Source organism: Streptomyces sp. NPDC002265 (assembly GCF_040296125.1).
Lineage (GTDB): Bacteria > Actinomycetota > Actinomycetes > Streptomycetales > Streptomycetaceae > Streptomyces.
Genome location: NZ_JBEOWS010000016.1, coordinates 40,319 through 57,691 on the forward strand (window position 1 = coordinate 40,319; position 17,373 = coordinate 57,691).

General features: G+C 73.6%; 12 protein-coding genes and 3 pseudogenes. 9 read left to right on the plus strand and 6 right to left on the minus strand.

The genetic code is table 11. The features are described from left to right. Nucleotides 1-40: 40 nt before the first annotated feature. Nucleotides 41-424: pseudogene (locus ABT085_RS05030) on the plus strand (transposase); the annotation flags it as partial. 123 nt (nt 425-547) lie between these two features. Here ABT085_RS05030 and ABT085_RS05035 read toward each other — a convergent pair. Continuing rightward, a pseudogene (locus tag ABT085_RS05035) lies at nt 548-1,192 on the minus strand (amidohydrolase family protein); the annotation flags it as partial. A gap of 206 nt (nt 1,193-1,398) precedes the next feature. Next, the gene (locus ABT085_RS05040; protein WP_351602255.1) at nt 1,399-2,343 is read right to left on the minus strand and encodes an Lrp/AsnC family transcriptional regulator; all 945 of its coding nucleotides are present in this window, start codon (nt 2,341-2,343) and stop codon (nt 1,399-1,401) included. A gap of 244 nt (nt 2,344-2,587) precedes the next feature. Here ABT085_RS05040 and ABT085_RS05045 point away from each other — a divergent pair, with 244 nt between their 5' ends. Continuing rightward, nucleotides 2,588-3,595 carry a C-terminal binding protein gene (locus ABT085_RS05045; RefSeq protein ID WP_351602258.1) on the plus strand — a complete coding sequence of 336 codons (1,008 nt, stop codon included), beginning with the start codon at nt 2,588-2,590 and terminating at the stop codon, nt 3,593-3,595. Next, entirely contained in the window at nt 3,592-4,386 is a 795-nt protein-coding gene (locus tag ABT085_RS05050; protein ID WP_351602261.1) for a class II aldolase/adducin family protein, read from the plus strand. The genes ABT085_RS05045 and ABT085_RS05050 overlap by 4 nt, the downstream gene beginning before the upstream one ends. A 52-nt stretch (nt 4,387-4,438) precedes the next feature. On the opposite strand, the gene ABT085_RS05055 is transcribed toward ABT085_RS05050, so the two are convergent. After that, complete coding sequence (locus ABT085_RS05055; protein WP_351602294.1) at nt 4,439-6,457, minus strand: ABC transporter ATP-binding protein; 2,019 nt, start codon at nt 6,455-6,457, stop codon at nt 4,439-4,441. A 171-nt stretch (nt 6,458-6,628) separates the two neighbouring features. Between ABT085_RS05055 and ABT085_RS05060 the strand changes: the two genes are divergently transcribed. Continuing rightward, on the plus strand, nt 6,629-7,561 hold the full coding sequence (locus ABT085_RS05060) for a lysylphosphatidylglycerol synthase transmembrane domain-containing protein (protein ID WP_351602264.1): 933 nt from the start codon (nt 6,629-6,631) through the stop codon (nt 7,559-7,561). Nucleotides 7,562-7,676: 115 nt separating this feature from the next. Next, a complete protein-coding gene (locus tag ABT085_RS05065) occupies nt 7,677-8,441 on the plus strand; it encodes a crotonase/enoyl-CoA hydratase family protein (RefSeq protein ID WP_351602267.1) in 765 nt (254 codons plus the stop codon). A gap of 67 nt (nt 8,442-8,508) precedes the next feature. Here ABT085_RS05065 and ABT085_RS05070 read toward each other — a convergent pair whose 3' ends face one another. Together ABT085_RS05070 and ABT085_RS05075 are read right to left on the minus strand one after the other, a co-directional pair. Further along, complete coding sequence (locus ABT085_RS05070; protein ID WP_351602270.1) at nt 8,509-9,822, minus strand: NAD(P)/FAD-dependent oxidoreductase; 1,314 nt, start codon at nt 9,820-9,822, stop codon at nt 8,509-8,511. Next, entirely contained in the window at nt 9,819-11,273 is a 1,455-nt protein-coding gene (locus ABT085_RS05075) for an FAD-dependent oxidoreductase (protein WP_351602297.1), read from the minus strand. Before ABT085_RS05075 ends, ABT085_RS05070 begins: the two co-directional genes overlap by 4 nt. Nucleotides 11,274-11,294: 21 nt before the next feature. Between ABT085_RS05075 and ABT085_RS05080 the strand changes: the two are divergent. Further along, nucleotides 11,295-11,528: pseudogene (locus tag ABT085_RS05080) on the plus strand (pentapeptide repeat-containing protein); the annotation flags it as partial. Between the two features lie 85 nt (nt 11,529-11,613). On the opposite strand, the gene ABT085_RS05085 reads toward ABT085_RS05080, so the two are convergent. After that, the gene (locus tag ABT085_RS05085) at nt 11,614-13,053 is read right to left on the minus strand and encodes an FGGY family carbohydrate kinase (RefSeq protein ID WP_351602273.1); all 1,440 of its coding nucleotides are present in this window, start codon (nt 13,051-13,053) and stop codon (nt 11,614-11,616) included. Nucleotides 13,054-13,354: 301 nt separating this feature from the next. On the opposite strand from ABT085_RS05085, the gene ABT085_RS05090 reads away from it, so the two are divergent. From ABT085_RS05090 to ABT085_RS05100, 3 genes are all read left to right on the plus strand, one after another. Continuing rightward, entirely contained in the window at nt 13,355-14,338 is a 984-nt protein-coding gene (locus ABT085_RS05090; RefSeq protein WP_351602276.1) for a hypothetical protein, read from the plus strand. 54 nt (nt 14,339-14,392) lie between these two features. Next, a complete protein-coding gene (locus ABT085_RS05095) occupies nt 14,393-15,985 on the plus strand; it encodes an amino acid permease (RefSeq protein WP_351602279.1) in 1,593 nt (530 codons plus the stop codon). A gap of 240 nt (nt 15,986-16,225) precedes the next feature. Continuing rightward, nucleotides 16,226-17,317 (plus strand): mechanosensitive ion channel family protein, encoded by a 1,092-nt coding sequence (locus tag ABT085_RS05100; RefSeq protein WP_351602282.1) that lies wholly within the window; start codon nt 16,226-16,228, stop codon nt 17,315-17,317. The last annotated feature ends 56 nt before the right edge of the window (nt 17,318-17,373 follow it).

Below are 17,373 nucleotides of genomic sequence, written 5' to 3' on the forward strand. Positions count from 1 at the left end.
ACTCTGCTGAGAAAAGCGTGATTCGAGCTGGCGGGTGTCGTTGGTCCACCACGGTCGCTGTGATCGTGGGAGGGGTGAGAAGGATGTCGTTGGAGCCTCGGGCCGATGTGGGGTGCCGGAGCTTAAGGCTCGGGTGGTGCGGGCGGCGTTTCCCAAGGGGACGCTCGCGGTGCGGATCCGTGAGGAGTTGGGCCCGCTGTTTGAGGATGCGGCGTTTGCCGGGGCGTTTTCGTCGCGGGGGTGTCCTGCGGTGTGGTCGGGGGCGTTGGCGCTGGTGTCGGTGTTGCAGTATGCGGAGGGGCTGACCGACAGGCAGGCCTCTGACCAGGTGCGGGCTCGCATGGACTGGAAGTTCCTGCTCGGCCTTGAGCTGGATGACCCGGGGTTCGACGCCTCTGTCCTGAGCTTGTTTCGGGCCCGCCTGATCGAGCACGAGCTGGAGCAGAGGAGCCATGATGTCCTCGGGCTCGGACAGGTGGAAGTTCGGGCCGTGATTGCCGATCTTCACTCCGGCCGGGCCGGTGAGCAGGTCGCAGGCGGCGTCCCAGAGCTGGCCGTCGGGCTCCCCGTTCTCGAAGTGCCCGATGCTGCCCCCCTCGGGCGAGGGGGTGCCCGCGGTGACGCGGCAGGTGCGCAGGGTGTGGGAGTTGACGACGCCGCCGTGGCCGGAGGCGTTCATGACGTACACCTCGCGGTCGTCGGCGACACGGTCGAGGTCGTGGCAGTTCGGGTGGCGGCCCTCGGCCAGGCGCCGGTGCTCGTAGCCGAAGCCGCGGACCGGGACGCCGGCGGGCATGTCGCGGGCGGCCTCGCGCAACACCTCGACCATGGTGTCGATGTCGCCGACGCGCTCGGGCCGCAGGTCGACCCAGGCGAGGGCCTGGCCGTACATCACCGGGTGGCAGTGCGCGTCGACGAATCCGGGGTGGACCAGGCCGCCGTCCAGCGCCAGTTCCTCGTCCGCCCGGCCGCCGAGCGCCTCGCGGGCGTCCTCGGCGGTGCCCACGTGCACGATGCGGTCGCCACGCACCGCCAGTGCCTCGGCTCGGACCGGGGTGCCCGCGGCGGCGACGTCGGCGCCGGTGACGAGCAGCGTGCGGTCGGGGTTCTGGGGGTGTCGGGGCATGGGGGCCTGCTTTCGACCGGGGAGGTACGGGAGATCGCCGACAGACGATTCGGCATGCAGAACCATAGATAGCGAACGACTGATTGACCAGATGAGACGTAGAGGAATGTTTGTTACGTCGATTCGCTCACCTGATTCCGTATCGTCGGTGGAGCGTCCGGTCCGCGGCCGATCGGGGCGCCCGCACTCCCCCGCACCCCCCGGGACCGCCCCCGCACTCCCGAGCCGCCGGACGCCGCCCGGTGTCGTCAGCCATGCCGACAGGCGCACCGTCAGGCCGTGCGCGGCCCCAGGTCGTACCGCTCCTTGATCAGTTCCAGGTGGAGCCAGCTCTCCACCTCGCGCACCGCGGGCAGCGCGCGCATCTCCTCCAGCGTGGCGCGCACCGCGCCGAAGGACTCCGCGGTGATCGTGCCGACGAGTTCGGCGCGGCCCAGGCAGGTCGACAGGAACGTCACCCGCGCGAACCCGGCGACCCGCTCCGCCACGGCCGCCGCCTCCCCGGCCACCCGCAGGCTGAAGCCGCACAGGTAGCCCATGCCGAGCACCTCGGGCCGCACCAGCGCGACGACCTTGGCCACGCCGCCGTCGAGCAGTCGCAGGGTGCGCGAGCGGGTCGCCCCCGGCGACAGGCCGACCCGGCCCGCCAGCTCGGCGAACGGCAGCCGCCCGTCCTCCTCCAGCTCGGCGAGGATCCGTTCGTCCATCGCGTCCTGCAGCGCGACGGTCGGCTCCTCGGCCAGCAGGTACGGGTCCTTCACGTGCCGGGTCGCGATCAGCGGGTCGACGGTGCGCACGCCCGGCAGCGCCCGGATGTGCTCGATGGTCCGCTCCAGCTCGCCGAAGCCCGCCGTGCGCAGCTCCGTCATGATGGCCCGCCGCCCGCTGGTCAGGGTGACGAACGGCGCCTGCGGGAGGGCGGCGATCTCGCGCGCCACCGGGGCTGCGGCGCCGCGTGTGTCGATGGCCAGATGGGCGGAGGCGGACAGGCTGCGCACGGCCGGGTGCACGATGGCCACGACCCGCACGGCACCGGACTCCTGCAGCCGCTGGGCGCGCATCCGGGTGGCTGGACGCGACAGGCCCACCCGCTGCGCCAGCGTCTCGTAGGCCAGCCGCCCGTCGGTCTGCAGCTCCCGCACGATCGCCAGATCGGTGTCGTCGAGCGCCACCTGTTCCACCGGCCCTGCCTGGCCGACCTGCTCCACCCGCTCCACCTGCTGATCTCCTCCGTGGTCGGACCCGCCACCGGGCCCACGGCCCGGACGCCGCCCATTCTCGGCCAGCCCGCCTGCCGCCTCGACGGCGGGGACTCGGCCGCCCCGACGGCGGGGACTCCACCGTTCGGCACCCCGCCCCTGGATCGACATCCGCAATCTTCTCGTCCGGGCTGGACAAGTTGAACGGTCGAAACGTAACTTCACTACCCGTAAAGCAACCGAATCATTCTTGGAGGACGGCGTGCCGCGACCTGTCGTCGTGATCACCGATACCGAGGAACTGGATCCCGCGCCCGGCGTGGCCCTGCTGGCCGAGGCCGGCTTCGACGTCAGGGTCGTCGGCAGCCGCGACCCGGAGACGATCGCCGGGGCAGCACGGGACGCCGACGCGCTGATCGTCGGCTACGCGCGGATCGACGCGGCCCTGCTGGACCGGATGCCGCGGCTGCGGATCCTCGCGACCATGTCCGCGGGCTACGACATGATCGACACCGTCGAGGCCGCCCGCCGGGGCCTGTGGGTGGCGAACCTGCCCGGCTCGGCCACCGAGGAGGTCGCGGTGCACGCCCTCGCCTCGGCGCTCGCCCTGACCCGGCGGCTGCCGCAGGCCGACGCCGTGGTCCGGGCCGGCGGCTGGAACACCGACTTCACCGAAGTGCCGCGCCGCGCGAGCGAGATGACGCTCGGTCTGCTCGGCTTCGGCCGGATCGCCCGCGCCCTCGCCCGACTCGCCGCACCCGTCTTCGGCCGCGTCGTCGCCCACGACCCGCACACCACCGACTGGCCCACGGGCGTCGAGCGGGTCGACCTGGACACCCTCGTGGCGAGCGCCGACGTCCTGTCGCTGCACACCGCGTCGACCCCGCGGACCCGGGGCATGGTCGACGCCGCGCTGCTCGCCCGCACCCGACCCGGCGCCGTTCTCGTCAACGTCTCCCGCGGCGACCTCGTCGACCCTGCCGCCCTGCTCGCCGCGCTCGACAGCGGGCGGCTCGCCGGTGCCGCGCTCGACGTGTTCCCGGTCGAGCCGCCCGCCGCCGACGACCCGCTGCGCAGCCACCCGCGGCTGCTGCTCTCGCCGCACAGCGCCTTCCTGTCCGACGCCTCGCTGCGCGCCTACGCCACCGAGCCCGCGCGCAACGTCATCGCCTGGTGGACCACCGGCCGCCCGCACACGCCCGTCGTCGTCCCGGAACCGGTTCCGGCGTCCGCCGCCTCACCCCGCCACACCCAAGGAGCATCCGCGTGACCGACACCCTCACCGCCCCCGTCACGGTCGGCACCGACGCCTCCGCGGCCGCGGAGGAGCTGCGCCTGCGGCGCGAGCTCGCCGCCGTGTACCGCCTGGTCGCGCACTTCCGCATGACCGACCTGATCTTCACCCACATCTCGCAGCGGCTGCCCGGCCCGGACCACCACTTCCTCATCAACCCCTACGGCCTGCTCTTCGAGGAGATCACCGCCTCCAGCCTGGTCAAGATCGACCTGGACGGCAACGCCGTCGAGCCGAGCCCGCACCCGGTCAACCCGGCCGGCTTCGTGATCCACAGCGCGATCCACAAGGCGCGCCCCGACGCCCATTGCGTGCTGCACACCCACACCAAGGCGGGCTGCGCCGTAGCCGCCCAGCAGGGCGGGCTGCTGCCGGTGAACCAGATGTCGATGGAGTTCCACAACCGCGTCGGCTACCACGACTACGAGGGCGTCGCCCTCAACCTCGAGGAGCAGGAACGCCTGGTCGACGACCTCGGCGCCCACCCGGCGCTGATCCTGCGCAACCACGGTCTGCTGACCGTCGGCGACAGCGCCAAGCAGGCGTTCCTGCGCATGTACTACCTGGAGAAGGCCTGCGAGATCCAGGTCACCGCACAGGCCGGCGGCGCCCCGCTGATCCTGCCCTCGGAGCAGGTGTGCGAGTACACCGCCCGGCAGCTGTCCGGCGAGGCCGCCTCCGACTTCGAGGACCACGACGCCTACGACCTCGCCTGGGCCGCGCTGCTGCGCCTGGTCGAGCGCATCGCACCCGACTACAAGAACTGACCGCGTCCGGGGCCGGAGAACCCGCCGCGCTCCGGCCGGGCGCCGGCCGCTCTCAGCCGACGGGAGCGGCGGAGAGCGGCCCGTGTCCCCCGGCTGTCCCGGCGGAACCCGGCGCGGCGGAGTCGGCGGGGCCGGTGCCCGTGGCGGCGGAACCTGCGGGGACCGCGTCCCCGGCAGCCGGGTCCGCCGCAGCGGCGTGCGCGGCCGCGTCCGCCGTCCCGTTCGCGAACTGGGTGCGGTACAGCTCCGCGTAGCGGCCCTCGGCGGCCAGGAGCTGGTCGTGGGTGCCGCGTTCCACGACCCGGCCCGCCTCGATCACCAGGATCTGGTCCGCGGCGCGCACGGTGGACAGCCGGTGGGCGATCACGATCGCGGTGCGGCCGGCCAGGGCCTCGGTGAGCGCCTCCTGGACGGCCGCCTCCGAGGTGTTGTCGAGGTGGGCGGTGGCCTCGTCGAGGATCACGACGCGCTGGCGGGCCAGGAGCAGCCGGGCGATGGTCATGCGCTGGCGTTCGCCGCCGGAGAGCCGGTAGCCGCGTTCCCCGACGACCGTGTCGAGGCCGTCGGGCAGGGATCGTACGAGGGTGTCCAGCCGGGCCCGGCGCAGCGCGTCCCACAGTTCGTCCTCGGCGGCGCCGGGGCGGGCCAGCAGCAGGTTGGCCCGGACCGAGTCGTGGAACAGATGGCCGTCCTGGGTGACCATGCCCAGGGTCTCGCGCAGCGAGGCGGCGGTGAGGTCGCGCACGTCGACGCCGCCGACGCGCACCGCGCCCTCGTCGACGTCGTAGAGGCGCGGCAGGAGCTGGGCGATGGTGGACTTGCCGGCGCCGGACGAGCCGACCAGGGCGACCGTCTGACCGGGCTCGGCGCGGAAGGAGACGCCGCGCAGCACCTCGGCGCCGCCTCGGGTGTCGAGGGAGGCGACCTCCTCCAGGGAGGCGAGCGAGACCTTGTCGGCGGACGGGTAGCCGAAGCGGACGTCGTCGAACTCGACGGCCACCGGACCGTCGGGGACCGGACGGGCGTCCGGCTTCTCCTCGATGAGCGGCTTCAGGTCGAGCACCTCGAAGACCCGCTCGAAGCTGACGAGCGCGCTCATCACCTCGACCCGGGCTCCGGCCAGCGAGGTGAGCGGGGCGTAGAGGCGGGTCAGCAGCAGGGCGAGGGAGACGACCGCGCCGGGCTCCAGGGTTCCGCGCAGGGCGAACCAGCCGCCGAGGCCGTAGACGAGGGCCAGGGCCAGGGCGGAGACCAGGGTCAGGGCCGTCATGAACACCGACTGGGCGGTGGCGGTACGCACCCCGATGTCCCGCACCTGACCGGCGCGGACGGTGAACTCCTGCGACTCCTCCTCGGGCCGGCCGAAGAGCTTGACCAGGGTGGCGCCCGGAGCGGAGAAGCGTTCCGTCATCCGGGTGCCCATCGCCGCGTTGAGGGTGGCCGCCTCCCGCTGCATCCGGGCCATCCGGCTGCCCATGCGCCTGGCCGGCACCACGAACACCGGGAGCAGCACCAGGGCGAGCAGGGTGATCTGCCAGGACAGGGTCAGCATGACGGCGAGCGTGAGCAGCAGCGTGACCAGGTTGCTGACGACTCCGGAGAGGGTGTTGCTGAACGCGCGCTGGGCGCCGATCACGTCGTTGTTGAGACGGGAGACGAGCGCTCCCGTACGAGTACGTGTGAAGAACGCGACCGGCATCCGCTGCACATGATCGAACACCGCCGTCCGGAGATCGAGGATGAGTCCTTCCCCGAGCATCGCCGACAGGCGCCTGCCGAGGATGCCGAGCGCCGCCTCCAGCACCGCGATCAGCGCGATCAGCAGGGCGAGCCGTACGACGGTGCGCCGGTCCCCGTGCGACACGATCGCGTCCACGACGTGGCCGGCCAGGACCGGCGTCGCCACGGCGGTCAGCGCGGTCACCACCCCGAGGACGACGAACAGCGCGATACGGCGCCGGTGCGGGCGGGCGAACGCGCCGATGCGGCGCAGGGTCGCGCGGTCGTAGGGGCGGCGTTCCTGCCGGGCGTTCATGACGCTGTACAGCTGCGTCCAGGCGGTGGTTTCCATGCTCATGGGACAGAACCTAGGACCTCAAGCTTCGTTGAGGTCAATGTCCGTCCGGAATTCCCGCAGACGAAGGATCCGATGACCCTTTCTCCCCATCCGCTGCCCGTCCGTAAGCCCCCGTCCCCACAGCCGCAACCCGTCGTTGACGTGGTGCGGAAAACCTCTCCCACTGTGACCCGCGTCCCCGTCCGCCAGATTCTCTGCCTGCTTCCGCTGCTGCTGCTCGGCGTGGTCGCGGTGCAGCACCGCTCCGTACTGGCCGAGGGCATCGGCCACCTGCGCGGCGCCGAGTGGCCCTGGCTGCTGGCCGCGGCCGGGGCGACCTGCCTGACCTGGGTGGCGGCGGCCTTCACCCGCCAGGGCGCGCTCGTCGAACGGCTGCCCAGACGGCGGCTGCTCCTCACCCAGTTCGCCGCGGGCGCGGCCAACCACCTGCTGCCCACCGGACTGGGCGCGAGCGCGGTGAACCTGCGCTTCATGACGGTCTGCGGGGTGCCGCTGGCCCGGTCCTCGGCCGCCCTCGCGCTGTATCTGCTCGCCGAGAGCGTGGGGCGGTTGGGTCTGCTGGCCGCGCTGCTCCTGGCCTTCCCGCACGCGCTGCGGGTCGGCACCCTGCTGCCGCACGGGGCGCTCGGGCCCCTGCTGTGGGCCGCGGGCGGCGTCGTGGCCGTGGCCGCGGTCGTGCTCGCGACGATACGCAGGCTGCGCAACGCCGTGCTCTCCTTCCTGCGCACCGCACTCGGCGAGGCACACTCGGTGCACACCCGTCCGGCACGGGCGTTCGCCCTGTGGGGCGGTTCGCTGGCGTTCCCGGCGCTCCAGGCCACCGGTCTGGCGGCGGTCGGGCAGGCGCTGGGGCTGCCGGTGCCGCCCACGCACATCGCGGTGGCCTATCTCGCGGCGACCGTCGCCGTGGCCCTGGTGCCCACCCCGGGCGGGCTCGGCTCGGTCGACGCGGCCCTGATCGTGGCACTGGTGGCGGCGGGCGGCCCGGTGGCGGTGACCACGGCAGTGGTCCTGGCGTACCGGATCATCACCGTGTGGCTGCCGCTGCTGCCGGGGGCGCTGACGCTGGGCGCGCTGGTACGGCTGAAGGTGATCTGACCCGGCAGGACCCGGGTCCCCGGTCGAGCCCGGAGCGCGCCTGCGAGACTCGCCCCAGCGAACTCGACGGACGCGACGGACGCGACGAGCCCGTCGTACGGAAGGGGATCCCACCATGCCGATCCGGACGGAACGCCGGGGATACGTCACGACTGTCGTGCTCTCCCGGCCCGAGGCCCGCAACGCGGTGGACGGTCCCACGGCCGCCGAACTGGCCGCCGCCTTCCACGAGTTCGAGGCGGACGACGAGGCGCGGGTGGCGGTGCTCTGGGGCGAGGGCGGTACGTTCTGCGCGGGCGCCGACCTCAAGGCGGCGGGCGGGGAGCACGGCAACCGGGTCGCGGAGGACGGCGACGGCCCGATGGGGCCGACCCGGATGCGGCTGTCCAAGCCGGTGATCGCCGCCGTCGCCGGACACGCCGTGGCCGGAGGGCTGGAACTGGCGCTCTGGTGCGATCTGCGGGTCGCCGAGGAGGACGCCGTCTTCGGGGTGTTCTGCCGCCGCTGGGGCGTGCCCCTCATCGACGGCGGCACGGTACGGCTGCCCCGGCTGATCGGTACGAGCCGCGCCCTCGACATGATCCTGACCGGCCGCCCGGTCCCGGCCCGGGAGGCCTACGAGATGGGGCTGGCGAACCGGGTGGTCGCCACCGGCACCGCCCGCGCGGCGGCCGAGGAACTGGCCGCCGCGATCGCCCTCTTCCCGCAGGCGTGCCTGCGCTCCGACCGGGCCTCGGTCCTGGACCAGGAGGGCCTGGACGAGGCGGCGGCGATCCGGGGCGAGCTGCGCCACGGCATGGGCGTACTGGCGGAGGGACTCGAGGGCGCGGCCCGCTTCGCGGGGGGTGCGGGGCGGCACGGGGCGTTCGGGGACCTCTGAGGGGACCCTCCGAACCGGCTGACCCGCCTCGTGAGCGCTGTCGCGGACGGTCGGATGAGTGCCGCGGTCAGGCGAGTGACACCCGTACCGGGCCGCCCTTCGGATCGACCCGTCCGGTCCAGTGGGCGGTGAGGGTCAGGGTGCGATGGGGCACGGCGGTACGGGTGCGCGGGCGCTCGGTGTGCAGGAGGCGGTCGTCCTGGCTGACGTGCAGGACCGGGCGGGCGACCACGATCGAGGTGCGCAGGACGTACGGACCCCACCCGCCCGGCATGCCGTCGGCCGGGACGACTCGGGTCGGGACGACTCGGGTCGGGACGACTCGGGTCGGGGCAACTCGGGTCGGGGCGACACGGTTAGGGACGACTCGGTTCGGGGCGATCCAGCGCAGCGGCGGGTCCACGAGCAGGGGGATTCCGTCGGGCCAGCCGCCCGTGGCGAGCCAGTCCCGGACCGTGCTGCCCGCGTACGCGCCCTCGCGGGCGGCCGTCGCCGCGCTCTCCACGGCGTGCAGCACGCTGCCGGCGGCGAAGACGCCGGGCCGCGAGGTGCGCAGGCCGCCGTCGACGGCGGGACCGCGGGTGCCGGAATCCAGCAACAGCCCGCCGCGCCGGGCCAGTTCGTGGTCGGGGACGAAGTCGCCGGTGAAGACCACGGTGTCGCAGGCGAGCGTGGCCGTGCGGCCGTCGCGGTGGCGGACCCGGACGCCGGAGAGCCGCCCACGGCCGAAGAGTTCGGTCACCGAGGTGCCGGTCAGCAGCGGCAGCCGGTGCCGCAGCCGGGCGTCCGCGGCCCGCGCGGGCGCCGTCTGGGCGCGGGGCAGGTCGGTCACCATGGCCGCCACGACGACTCCGGCGGCCCGCAGGGTCGCGGCCGCCGCGTACGAGACGTCCTCCGCGCCGACGACCACCGCGCGGGTGCCGATGTGCTGCCGGTACAGGTGCACCGCCTGCTGGAGTTCGCCGGTGGTGTACACGCCGGCCGGGCGGGTGCCGGGCATCAGCCGTGCGGCGCGCGGCCGTTCCCGGGCCCCGGTGGCCAGGACGACCGCGCGGGCCTCGATCGTCTCCGGCCCGTGCGGGCCGACGGTGTGCAGGGACAGCGGTCCGGCCCAGTCGAGGGCGGTCACGCCGGTACGGACGCTCACCCCGGCCCGGTCCGCCGCGTCGAGCAGCAGCCGGGCGTACCCGGGGCCGGTCAGCGGGTGCAGCCAGGTGCCGTAGCCGCCGTGGGCGCAGTGCCGGGGCACTCCCCCGGCCTGTTGCTCGCGGTCCAGTACCTCGACCCGGCCCGCGCCCGCCGTGGCCAGCCGGGCGGCCGTCGCCAGTCCGGCCGGGCCGGCCCCGACGACGAGGACGTCGACCCGGCGTACGGCCGTCACGTCCCGGCCTCCTCGGCCCGTGCCCGTCCGGCCGTGACCGCTGTGCCGCCTCGCTGTGCCTCCTCGAACAGCGCCCGTACCGCCGCCCCGCAGTAGAAGCCCTGGCAGCGGCCGGCCCTGGCCCGGGTCCTGCGGCGCAGCCCCTCCAGGGTGCGCGCGGGGACGGTGGCGGTGAGCGCGTCGCGGATCTCGCCGCGGGAGACGCGTTCGCAGTGGCAGACGAGGCGGCCGTACTCCGGGTCGGCGGCGATGAGTTCGGCCCGCTGGTAGGGGCGCGGGAACGCCTCGCCGAGGTTGGGCATGCGGACCGGTTCCAGGTCCCGGGCCGGGGCCGCGTCGAGTCCGTCGGCGGTGAGCAGGCCTACGACGTGCTCGGCGATGGCGAGGGACGCGGTCAGCCCGGTGGAGCGGATGCCGCCGACGGTGACGTACGCCTGCCCGGGGTGGGCGCGGATGCGGTAGTCCTCGTGCTCGGTGGCGGCGCGCAGGCCCGCGTAGACGGCCGTGACCTCCTCCGCGAGCAGCTCGGGCAGGATGCGGCGGCCCTGCTCGCGCAGCCGGGACAGACCTTCGGCGGTGGACTCGGTGGCCCGTCGGTCGTGCAGGTCCTCCGCGGTGGGGCCGAGCAGGACGTTGCCGTAGACGGTGGGGGCGACCAGGACGCCCTTGCCGAGCGCGGTGGGGACGGGCAGCAGGATGTGCCGGACCAGGTCGCGGGCGGCCTTGTCGAAGACGAGGAGCTGGCCCCGGCGCGGGGTGACGGTGAAGTCGTGCCGGCCGAGCCGCCGGTCGAGGGTGTCGGCGTGCAGGCCGGCCGCGTTGACCAGCCGGCGGGCGCGCAGTTCGCCCCTCGCGGTGCCGAGGACATGCGTGCCGCCCTGCCGACTTGCCCGCTCCACGGGCGAGTTGAGATGCAGGTCGACTCCGTTGCGGACCGCCTGGGTGGCGTAGGCGAGGGTCGTCGTCCAGGGGCAGATGATGCTCTCGCCGGGTATGTGCAGGGCGCCCAGGGCGTCGGGGCCCAGGCGCGGTTCGCGGGCGTACAGCGCGGCGGGATCCAGCTGCCGGGCGTCGTGGTAGCCGTTGCGCACCGCCTTGTCCGCGAGGCGGGGCAGCGCGGCGAGCTGTTCCTCGTCCCAGGCGACGAGCAGCGCGCCGACGGGTTCGACGGGGATGCCGCACTCGGCGGCGTACGCGGCCAGCAGCCGGGCGCCCTCGCGGACCAGGCGGGCCTCCAGGGAGCCGGGGACGGCGTCGAAACCGCTGTGCAGGATGGCCGTGTTGGCCTTGGAGCTGCCCTGTCCGACGTCGTCCTGCGCCTCGACGAGCGCGATGCGCAGCCCGGGGCGGCGGGCGAGTTCCCGGGCGATCGCGCAGCCGACGACTCCGGCGCCGACGACCGCCACGTCGTAGGTCGCCGCGGGCAGGGGCCCGTGCGCGGTGACCGTCATCCGCACGTCCGGCCCGGGGGCGTGCGGCGGCCCGCGGGCGCCCGGCGGGCGGGCGAGCGCGTCACGGACGTCCGGCATACGGGCGTACGCCTCACGGTCGCACCGCTGACGCGCGTACGGCTTACGGGCGTAAGCCTCAATGGCGCACGGCTCACACGCGTACGCCTCACGGGTGCACCGCTCACGCACGTACGGCTCGCCCGCGCACCGCTCACGCACGCACCGCTCACGCACGTACGGCTCACGGGCGTACGGCTCACCCACGCACGGCTCACGGGCGTACGGCTCACCCACGTACGGCTCACGCGCGTCCCGGCGCGGAAGGCGGCCGCCGGGTGTGTCATACGGGTGCCCCGTCCAGCAGCGCGGCCACCGCCGCGCGGAAGGTGGCGCGGCGTTCGGCCGCCTGGCCGGGCGAGATGCGCGGCTCGTAGACGGCCGCGGGCTTCCACTCCGGCAGGGCGTCGGCGACCGTCGTCCCCGGCACGGCGCCGAGCAGGGCCAGGGCGCCGGTGCCCAGGGCGGTCGCGTCGGGCAGCGCGGACACCTCGACGGGGCGTTGCAGCAGGTCGGCCTGGGTCTGCATGAGCAGCGCGGAGCGGGTCAGGCCGCCGTCGACGCGCAGTTCGGACAGGGGGACGCCCTGGTCGGCCGCGGCGGCCTCGGCGAGTTCGGCCACCTGGGCGGCGAGGCCCTCGCACAGCGCGTGCACCACGTGCCCGGGGCCGGTGTCGAGGCCGAGCCCGGTGAGCGAACCGCGGATGTCGCCGCGCCACCAGGGGGCGGCGAGGCCGGCCAGCGCCGGTACGAAGGTGACGCCGCCGCTGTCGAAGGCGGTGCCGCCGACCCGGTCGAGGTCGGTGGCGCCGGTGATGACGCCGAGGTCGGTGAGCCAGCGGACGGCGGAGGCGGCCGTGTAGACCTGGCCGTCGAGGCAGTAGGCGGTGCGTCCGCCGAGCCGCCAGGCGACGCAGCTGACCAGTCCCGAGGTGCCGCGCATCGGGGTGTCGCCGGTGTGGGCGAGCAGGAACGCGCCGGTGCCGTAGGTGCACTTGGCGCCGCCGGGCGCGGTGACGCGCTGGGCGAGCAGGGCGGCCTGCTGGTCGACGACGAGTCCGGTGAGCGGGATCTCGGGGCCGAAGGCGGTGGTGGTGCCGACGGGGGCGGCGTTGTCGACGACGTCGGGGAGCCGTTCACCGGACAGCCCGTACAGGTCGAGGGCGCGGGGCGACCAGCCGGCCTGGTCGAGGTCGAGGAGCTGGGTGCGCCCGGCGGTCGCGGCGTCGGTGACGAAGCTGCCGGTGAGCCGGTGCACGAGCCACGCGTCGCTGGTGGTCACCACCCCCTCGCGGGTGAGGTGACGTCGTATCCAGGCCATTTTCGGCGCGGCGAAATAGGGGTCGAGCGGAAGGCCGGTGAGGTGACGTAACTCATCGGCGTGTTCGGCCAGTTCGGTGCACACGCTCTGGGCGCGGCGGTCCTGCCAGACGAGCGCGTCGGTCAGCGGGCGGCCGTCGGCGGGGTCCCAGGCGAGCACCGTCTCGCCCTGGTTGGCGAGGCCCACCGCGATGACGGGTTCACCGGCCTCGGCCAGGGCGCGGGTACCGGCCTCGACCACCGAGGCGTACAGCTCGCCCGGGCCGACCTCGACCAGGCCGCCGGGCAGATGGCGGGGACGTACGGCCGTGAACCCGGTGCCGATGACGCCACGTTCGGGGCAGATCACCAGCGCCTTGGTGCCGGACGTGCCCTGGTCGACGGCGAGTACCGGACCTGTCATCTACACCTCTTCCGCAGGTGATCCGGAGGTGATCACAGCCCGACAGCCTGCCGTCGTCGCCGGTACCGCGTCAAGCGCCGCCCACCTGGCGCCCCGCCCGACTCTTCGTTGGCTGAGGGACAGTCAACTAACCGCGTAGATAACGAAGTTCGAGACGAACTGGAATCCGGGGGTGATGCCCAACAAGCACCTCTATAGTGACCGCCGTCCCGGTGCGATCTCCTCGACTGCCGCCCAGAGGAGGGCTGTTGTTACTCCGCCCTGCCGTCATGCCCCGCCCTCGTCCCGGGGCGGTCGGCTGATGGCCAGAGAGGGAGCCCGACCCTCCTACGACCCCGCAGGCCACGATTCCGCGCTGCGTGCCGCCCTCCAGGAGCTGCGTGCCGGACGCTGGATGTCGATGCGCGGGCTGCTCGACGAGACCACCCAGTGGTGGCAGTGGACGCAGCGCACCCAGGTGCTGGCGGCGGCCGCCGCCGGCAGCGACGTGGTGCGCGCCTGGCTGGCCGAGGAGCCGTCCAGCGTGCCGGCGGCGGTGATGCACGCCCGGGTGGCCGTGGAGCGGGCCCTGCGGGCGCACCGCGAGGGCCACCGCCGCGCCCATGAGCTGTGGATCGAGGCCTGGGACGCCAGCCGTACCGCCGCCGACCGCGCGCCCGCGGATCCGGTCCCGTGGGTGTGCCTGCTGTCGCTGGCGCAGCTGGACCGGCAGCTGCTGTGGGACGAGCACCGGGTGGCGGCGCCGGAGCCGACGCTGCCGCCGGGTCCCTGGGGCCTGCTGGGCGAGGCCGACCGGCGTGATCCGTTCAACCGCGAGGCCCACCACCGCATGGTGCAGTTCCTGTACACGCGGGCGGCCTCGGAGCGGCTGGCGGAGGCGACCGGCTACGCCCACCGGGTCGCCGGGGACGCACCGCAGGGGTCCCCGCTGCATCTGCTGCCGCTGTACGTGCGGGCCGAGCGCTACCGGCGCGGCGGTGGCCGCGACGCCGCCCTGGACCTGCACTGGGTGGCGGAGGACGCCAGCCGTGAGGCGCGGCGGGCGCTGGTGACCTGGTTCGAGTCGAGCGTCCCCGAGCAGCGTTCCCCGCAGGACCTCAACCATCTGGCGCACGCCCTGTGGGGCGCGCTCAGGTTCCCGGACGCGGCCCGGGTGTTCGATGCCATCGGGCCGTACTACACGCCTGTGCCCTGGGCGTACCGCGCCCCGGACGGCGGCCGGGCCATGGAGGTCTTCCTCCAGGCCCGCACGCGTTCCCGGGCGGCCTCGCACGATCCCGACTGACGCACCCCCTCGACGCACCCCCGTCGATGTCCCCCATCCCCCCGGAGGTTACGCATGTCCCGCACCTCTGATCCGTCCGATCCGCCCCGCACGAAGGAGAGTTCCGTGGCCGGTCCGCTCGTGGACGCGCCGGACGGTCCGCACGGCCCGAGCAGTCCGCACGACGAGGAGCAGCGGCTGCGCGAGCTCGGCTACCGGCCTGTTCTGGCCCGTCGCATGGGCGGCTTCGGCAACTTCGCGATCAGCTTCTCGGTGATCTCGATCCTGTCCGGCTGCATGACGCTGTACGGCTTCGGCCTGGGCACCGGCGGGCCCGCCGTGATGCTGTGGGGCTGGGCCGGAGTGGGTCTGTTCGTGCTGTGCGTGGGGCTCGCGCTGGCCGAGGTGACCAGCGCGTATCCGACGTCCGGCGCGCTGTACTACATGGCCGACCGGCTCGGCGGCCGCCGCTGGGGCTGGTACACGGGCTGGCTGAATCTGCTCGGTCTGCTCGGTGCGATCGCGGGCATCGACTACGGCGCCGCCCTGTTCGCCGGCGCCTTCGCCAATCTCCAGTGGGGCTTCGAACCGACGCCCGGCAAGACGATGCTGATCTTCATCGCGATCCTGCTGCTGCACGCCGTGCTGAACCTGTTCGGCGTGCAGCTGGTCAGCGTGCTCAACTCCATCAGCGTCTGGTGGCACCTGGCGGGCGTCGCCCTGATCGTCGGCGCGCTGGCGATCGTCCCCGACCACCACCAGTCGCCGTCCTTCGTGTTCACCAAGTTCGTCAACGACACCGGCTGGGACAACCCCCTGTACGCGGCGGCGCTCGGCCTGCTGCTGGCCCAGTACACCTTCTGCGGCTACGACGCCTCGGCCCACCTGTCGGAGGAGACCTCCAACGCCTCGGTGTCGGCGGCCCGCGGCATCGTGCGCTCCATCTGGGTGTCGTGGATCGCGGGCTTCGTCCTGCTGGCCGGTCTCACCTTCGCCATCCAGGACTACGACGCCACCCGCAACAGCGCGACCGGGGTGCCGCCCGCGCAGATCCTGCTCGACGGCCTCGGCACGGACGGTGCGAGCGCGCTGCTCATCGTCGTGATCATCGCGCAGCTGTTCTGCGGCAACGCCGAGGTCGCCGCCGCCAGCCGGATGGTGTTCGCGTTCAGCCGCGACGGCGCGCTGCCCGGGTCCGACATCTGGCGCCGGGTCAGCAGCCGCACCCAGACCCCGGTCGCCGCCGTGTGGCTGTCGGTGGGGGTCGCCGCCGTGCTGGCGCTGCCGTCGCTGTACTCGGCGACCGCGTACGGCGCGGTCACGGCCATCAACGTCATCGGCATCACCCCCGCGTACGCGATACCGGTGCTGCTGCGGCTGCGCGCGGGCGACCGTTTCCGGCCGGGTCCCTGGAACCTGGGCCGGTGGAGCAAGCCGATCGGCTGGATCGCGGTGGTGTGGGTGGCCGGTGTGACGGTGCTGTTCTGCCTGCCGCAGGCGTCGCCGGTGACGGTGGACACGATGAACTACGCCTCCGTGGCGCTCGCCGTCGTCCTGGTCCTCGCCACCGTGTGGTGGTTCGTCGCCCGCCGCTCGTACGGCACGCCCACGACGGCCGCGTACGGCTCCGACCGGGAACAGGCCGAACTGGCCGAGGGGATCGTCTGAGACCTGCCGGTCATACGGTCCGGCAGCCGCCGAAATCGGTCTGAGCTGCACGGCCTTGCGCCGGGTCCGGTACGAACTGCTCTACCGGATACGGCAGGATGAGCGATCGCGCCGTCCGCGCGGAAGACGCGGGCGGCGCGTTCGCGCTTCCCGGAATCGAGCAGGTGACAACGTGACGAGACTTCACACCCGGCCGTCGGCGGCGGCTCACGCCGCAGACCGTTCCTCCGGAGGCGGCCGGTGAACCGCGCAGTGACGCTCGACGACCTGATGCTCGCCGGGATCGCCCTGGCGGCGGGGCTGCTGGGGGCCTTCCTCTCGCGCACGCTGCTGCGCTGGCTGGCCAAGCACGCCAAGCGCACCCGCTGGAGCGGCGACGACGTGATGGTGGACGCCCTGCGGACGGTGGTGCCGTGGGCCTCGATGGCGGGCGGCGCGGCCGCCGCGGCGGCGGTGCTGCCGCTGACCCACACGGTGCAGCGGCACGTCAACCAGTGTCTGACCGTGCTGCTCATCTTCGTGGTGACGCTGTCGGCGGCGCGGGTGGTCTCCGGGCTGGTGCAGACCGTCACCCAGTCCCGCTCCGGCGTCGCCGGATCGGCCACGATCTTCGTCAACATCACCCGGGTGCTGGTGCTGGCGATCGGCTTCCTGGTGGTGCTCCAGACGCTGGGCATCTCGATCGCCCCGATGCTCACCGCCCTGGGTGTCGGCGGTCTGGCGGTGGCGCTCGCCCTTCAGGACACCCTGGCGAACCTCTTCGCCGGCGTCCACATCCTGGCCTCCAAGACCGTCCAGCCCGGGGACTACATCCGGCTGACCAGCGGCGAGGAGGGGTACGTCGTCGACATCAACTGGCGTCAGACCACCGTGCGCCAGCTCTCCAACAACCTGGTCGTCATCCCCAACGGGCAGCTGGCGAAGACGAACATGACCAACTACACCCGGCCCGAGCAGCACCAGACCGTGCTGGTGCAGGCCGGTGTCGGCTACGACAGCGATCTGGAGCACGTCGAGCGGGTGACCATCGAGGTGGTCGCCGAGGTGATGACCGGGGTCGCCGGCGCCCTGCCGGACCACGAGCCCGCGGTGCGTTTCCACACCTTCGGCGACTCGCGCATCGGTTTCACGGTGATCCTGGGCGTCGGCGAGTTCAGCGACCAGTACCGGATCAAGCACGAGTTCATCAAGCGTCTGCACCGCCGCTTCCGCGAGGAGGGCATCCGCATCCCCGCGCCGACCCGGACGGTGGCCTTGCAGCAGGGGTCGGTGGTGATACCGCACCAGCGCGGCCACGAGGTCGTGCAGGGGGGGGGGCCCCAGCACGTGTGAGAGCTCGGGGGTGCGGGTGCGGGCCGCGGGGTTTGAACAGCTCGGGGCGTGGGGGC

Coding starts and splice junctions, on each gene's coding strand:
- ABT085_RS05055 (WP_351602294.1), bottom strand. CDS start 6,457: ATGGAAACCACCGCCTGGACGCAGCTGTACAGCGTCATGAACGCCCGG.
- ABT085_RS05075 (WP_351602297.1), bottom strand. CDS start 11,273: ATGACGGTCACCGCGCACGGGCCCCTGCCCGCGGCGACCTACGACGTG.
- ABT085_RS05085 (WP_351602273.1), bottom strand. CDS start 13,053: ATGACAGGTCCGGTACTCGCCGTCGACCAGGGCACGTCCGGCACCAAG.
- ABT085_RS05090 (WP_351602276.1), top strand. CDS start 13,355: ATGGCCAGAGAGGGAGCCCGACCCTCCTACGACCCCGCAGGCCACGAT.
- ABT085_RS05065 (WP_351602267.1), top strand. CDS start 7,677: ATGCCGATCCGGACGGAACGCCGGGGATACGTCACGACTGTCGTGCTC.
- ABT085_RS05095 (WP_351602279.1), top strand. CDS start 14,393: ATGTCCCGCACCTCTGATCCGTCCGATCCGCCCCGCACGAAGGAGAGT.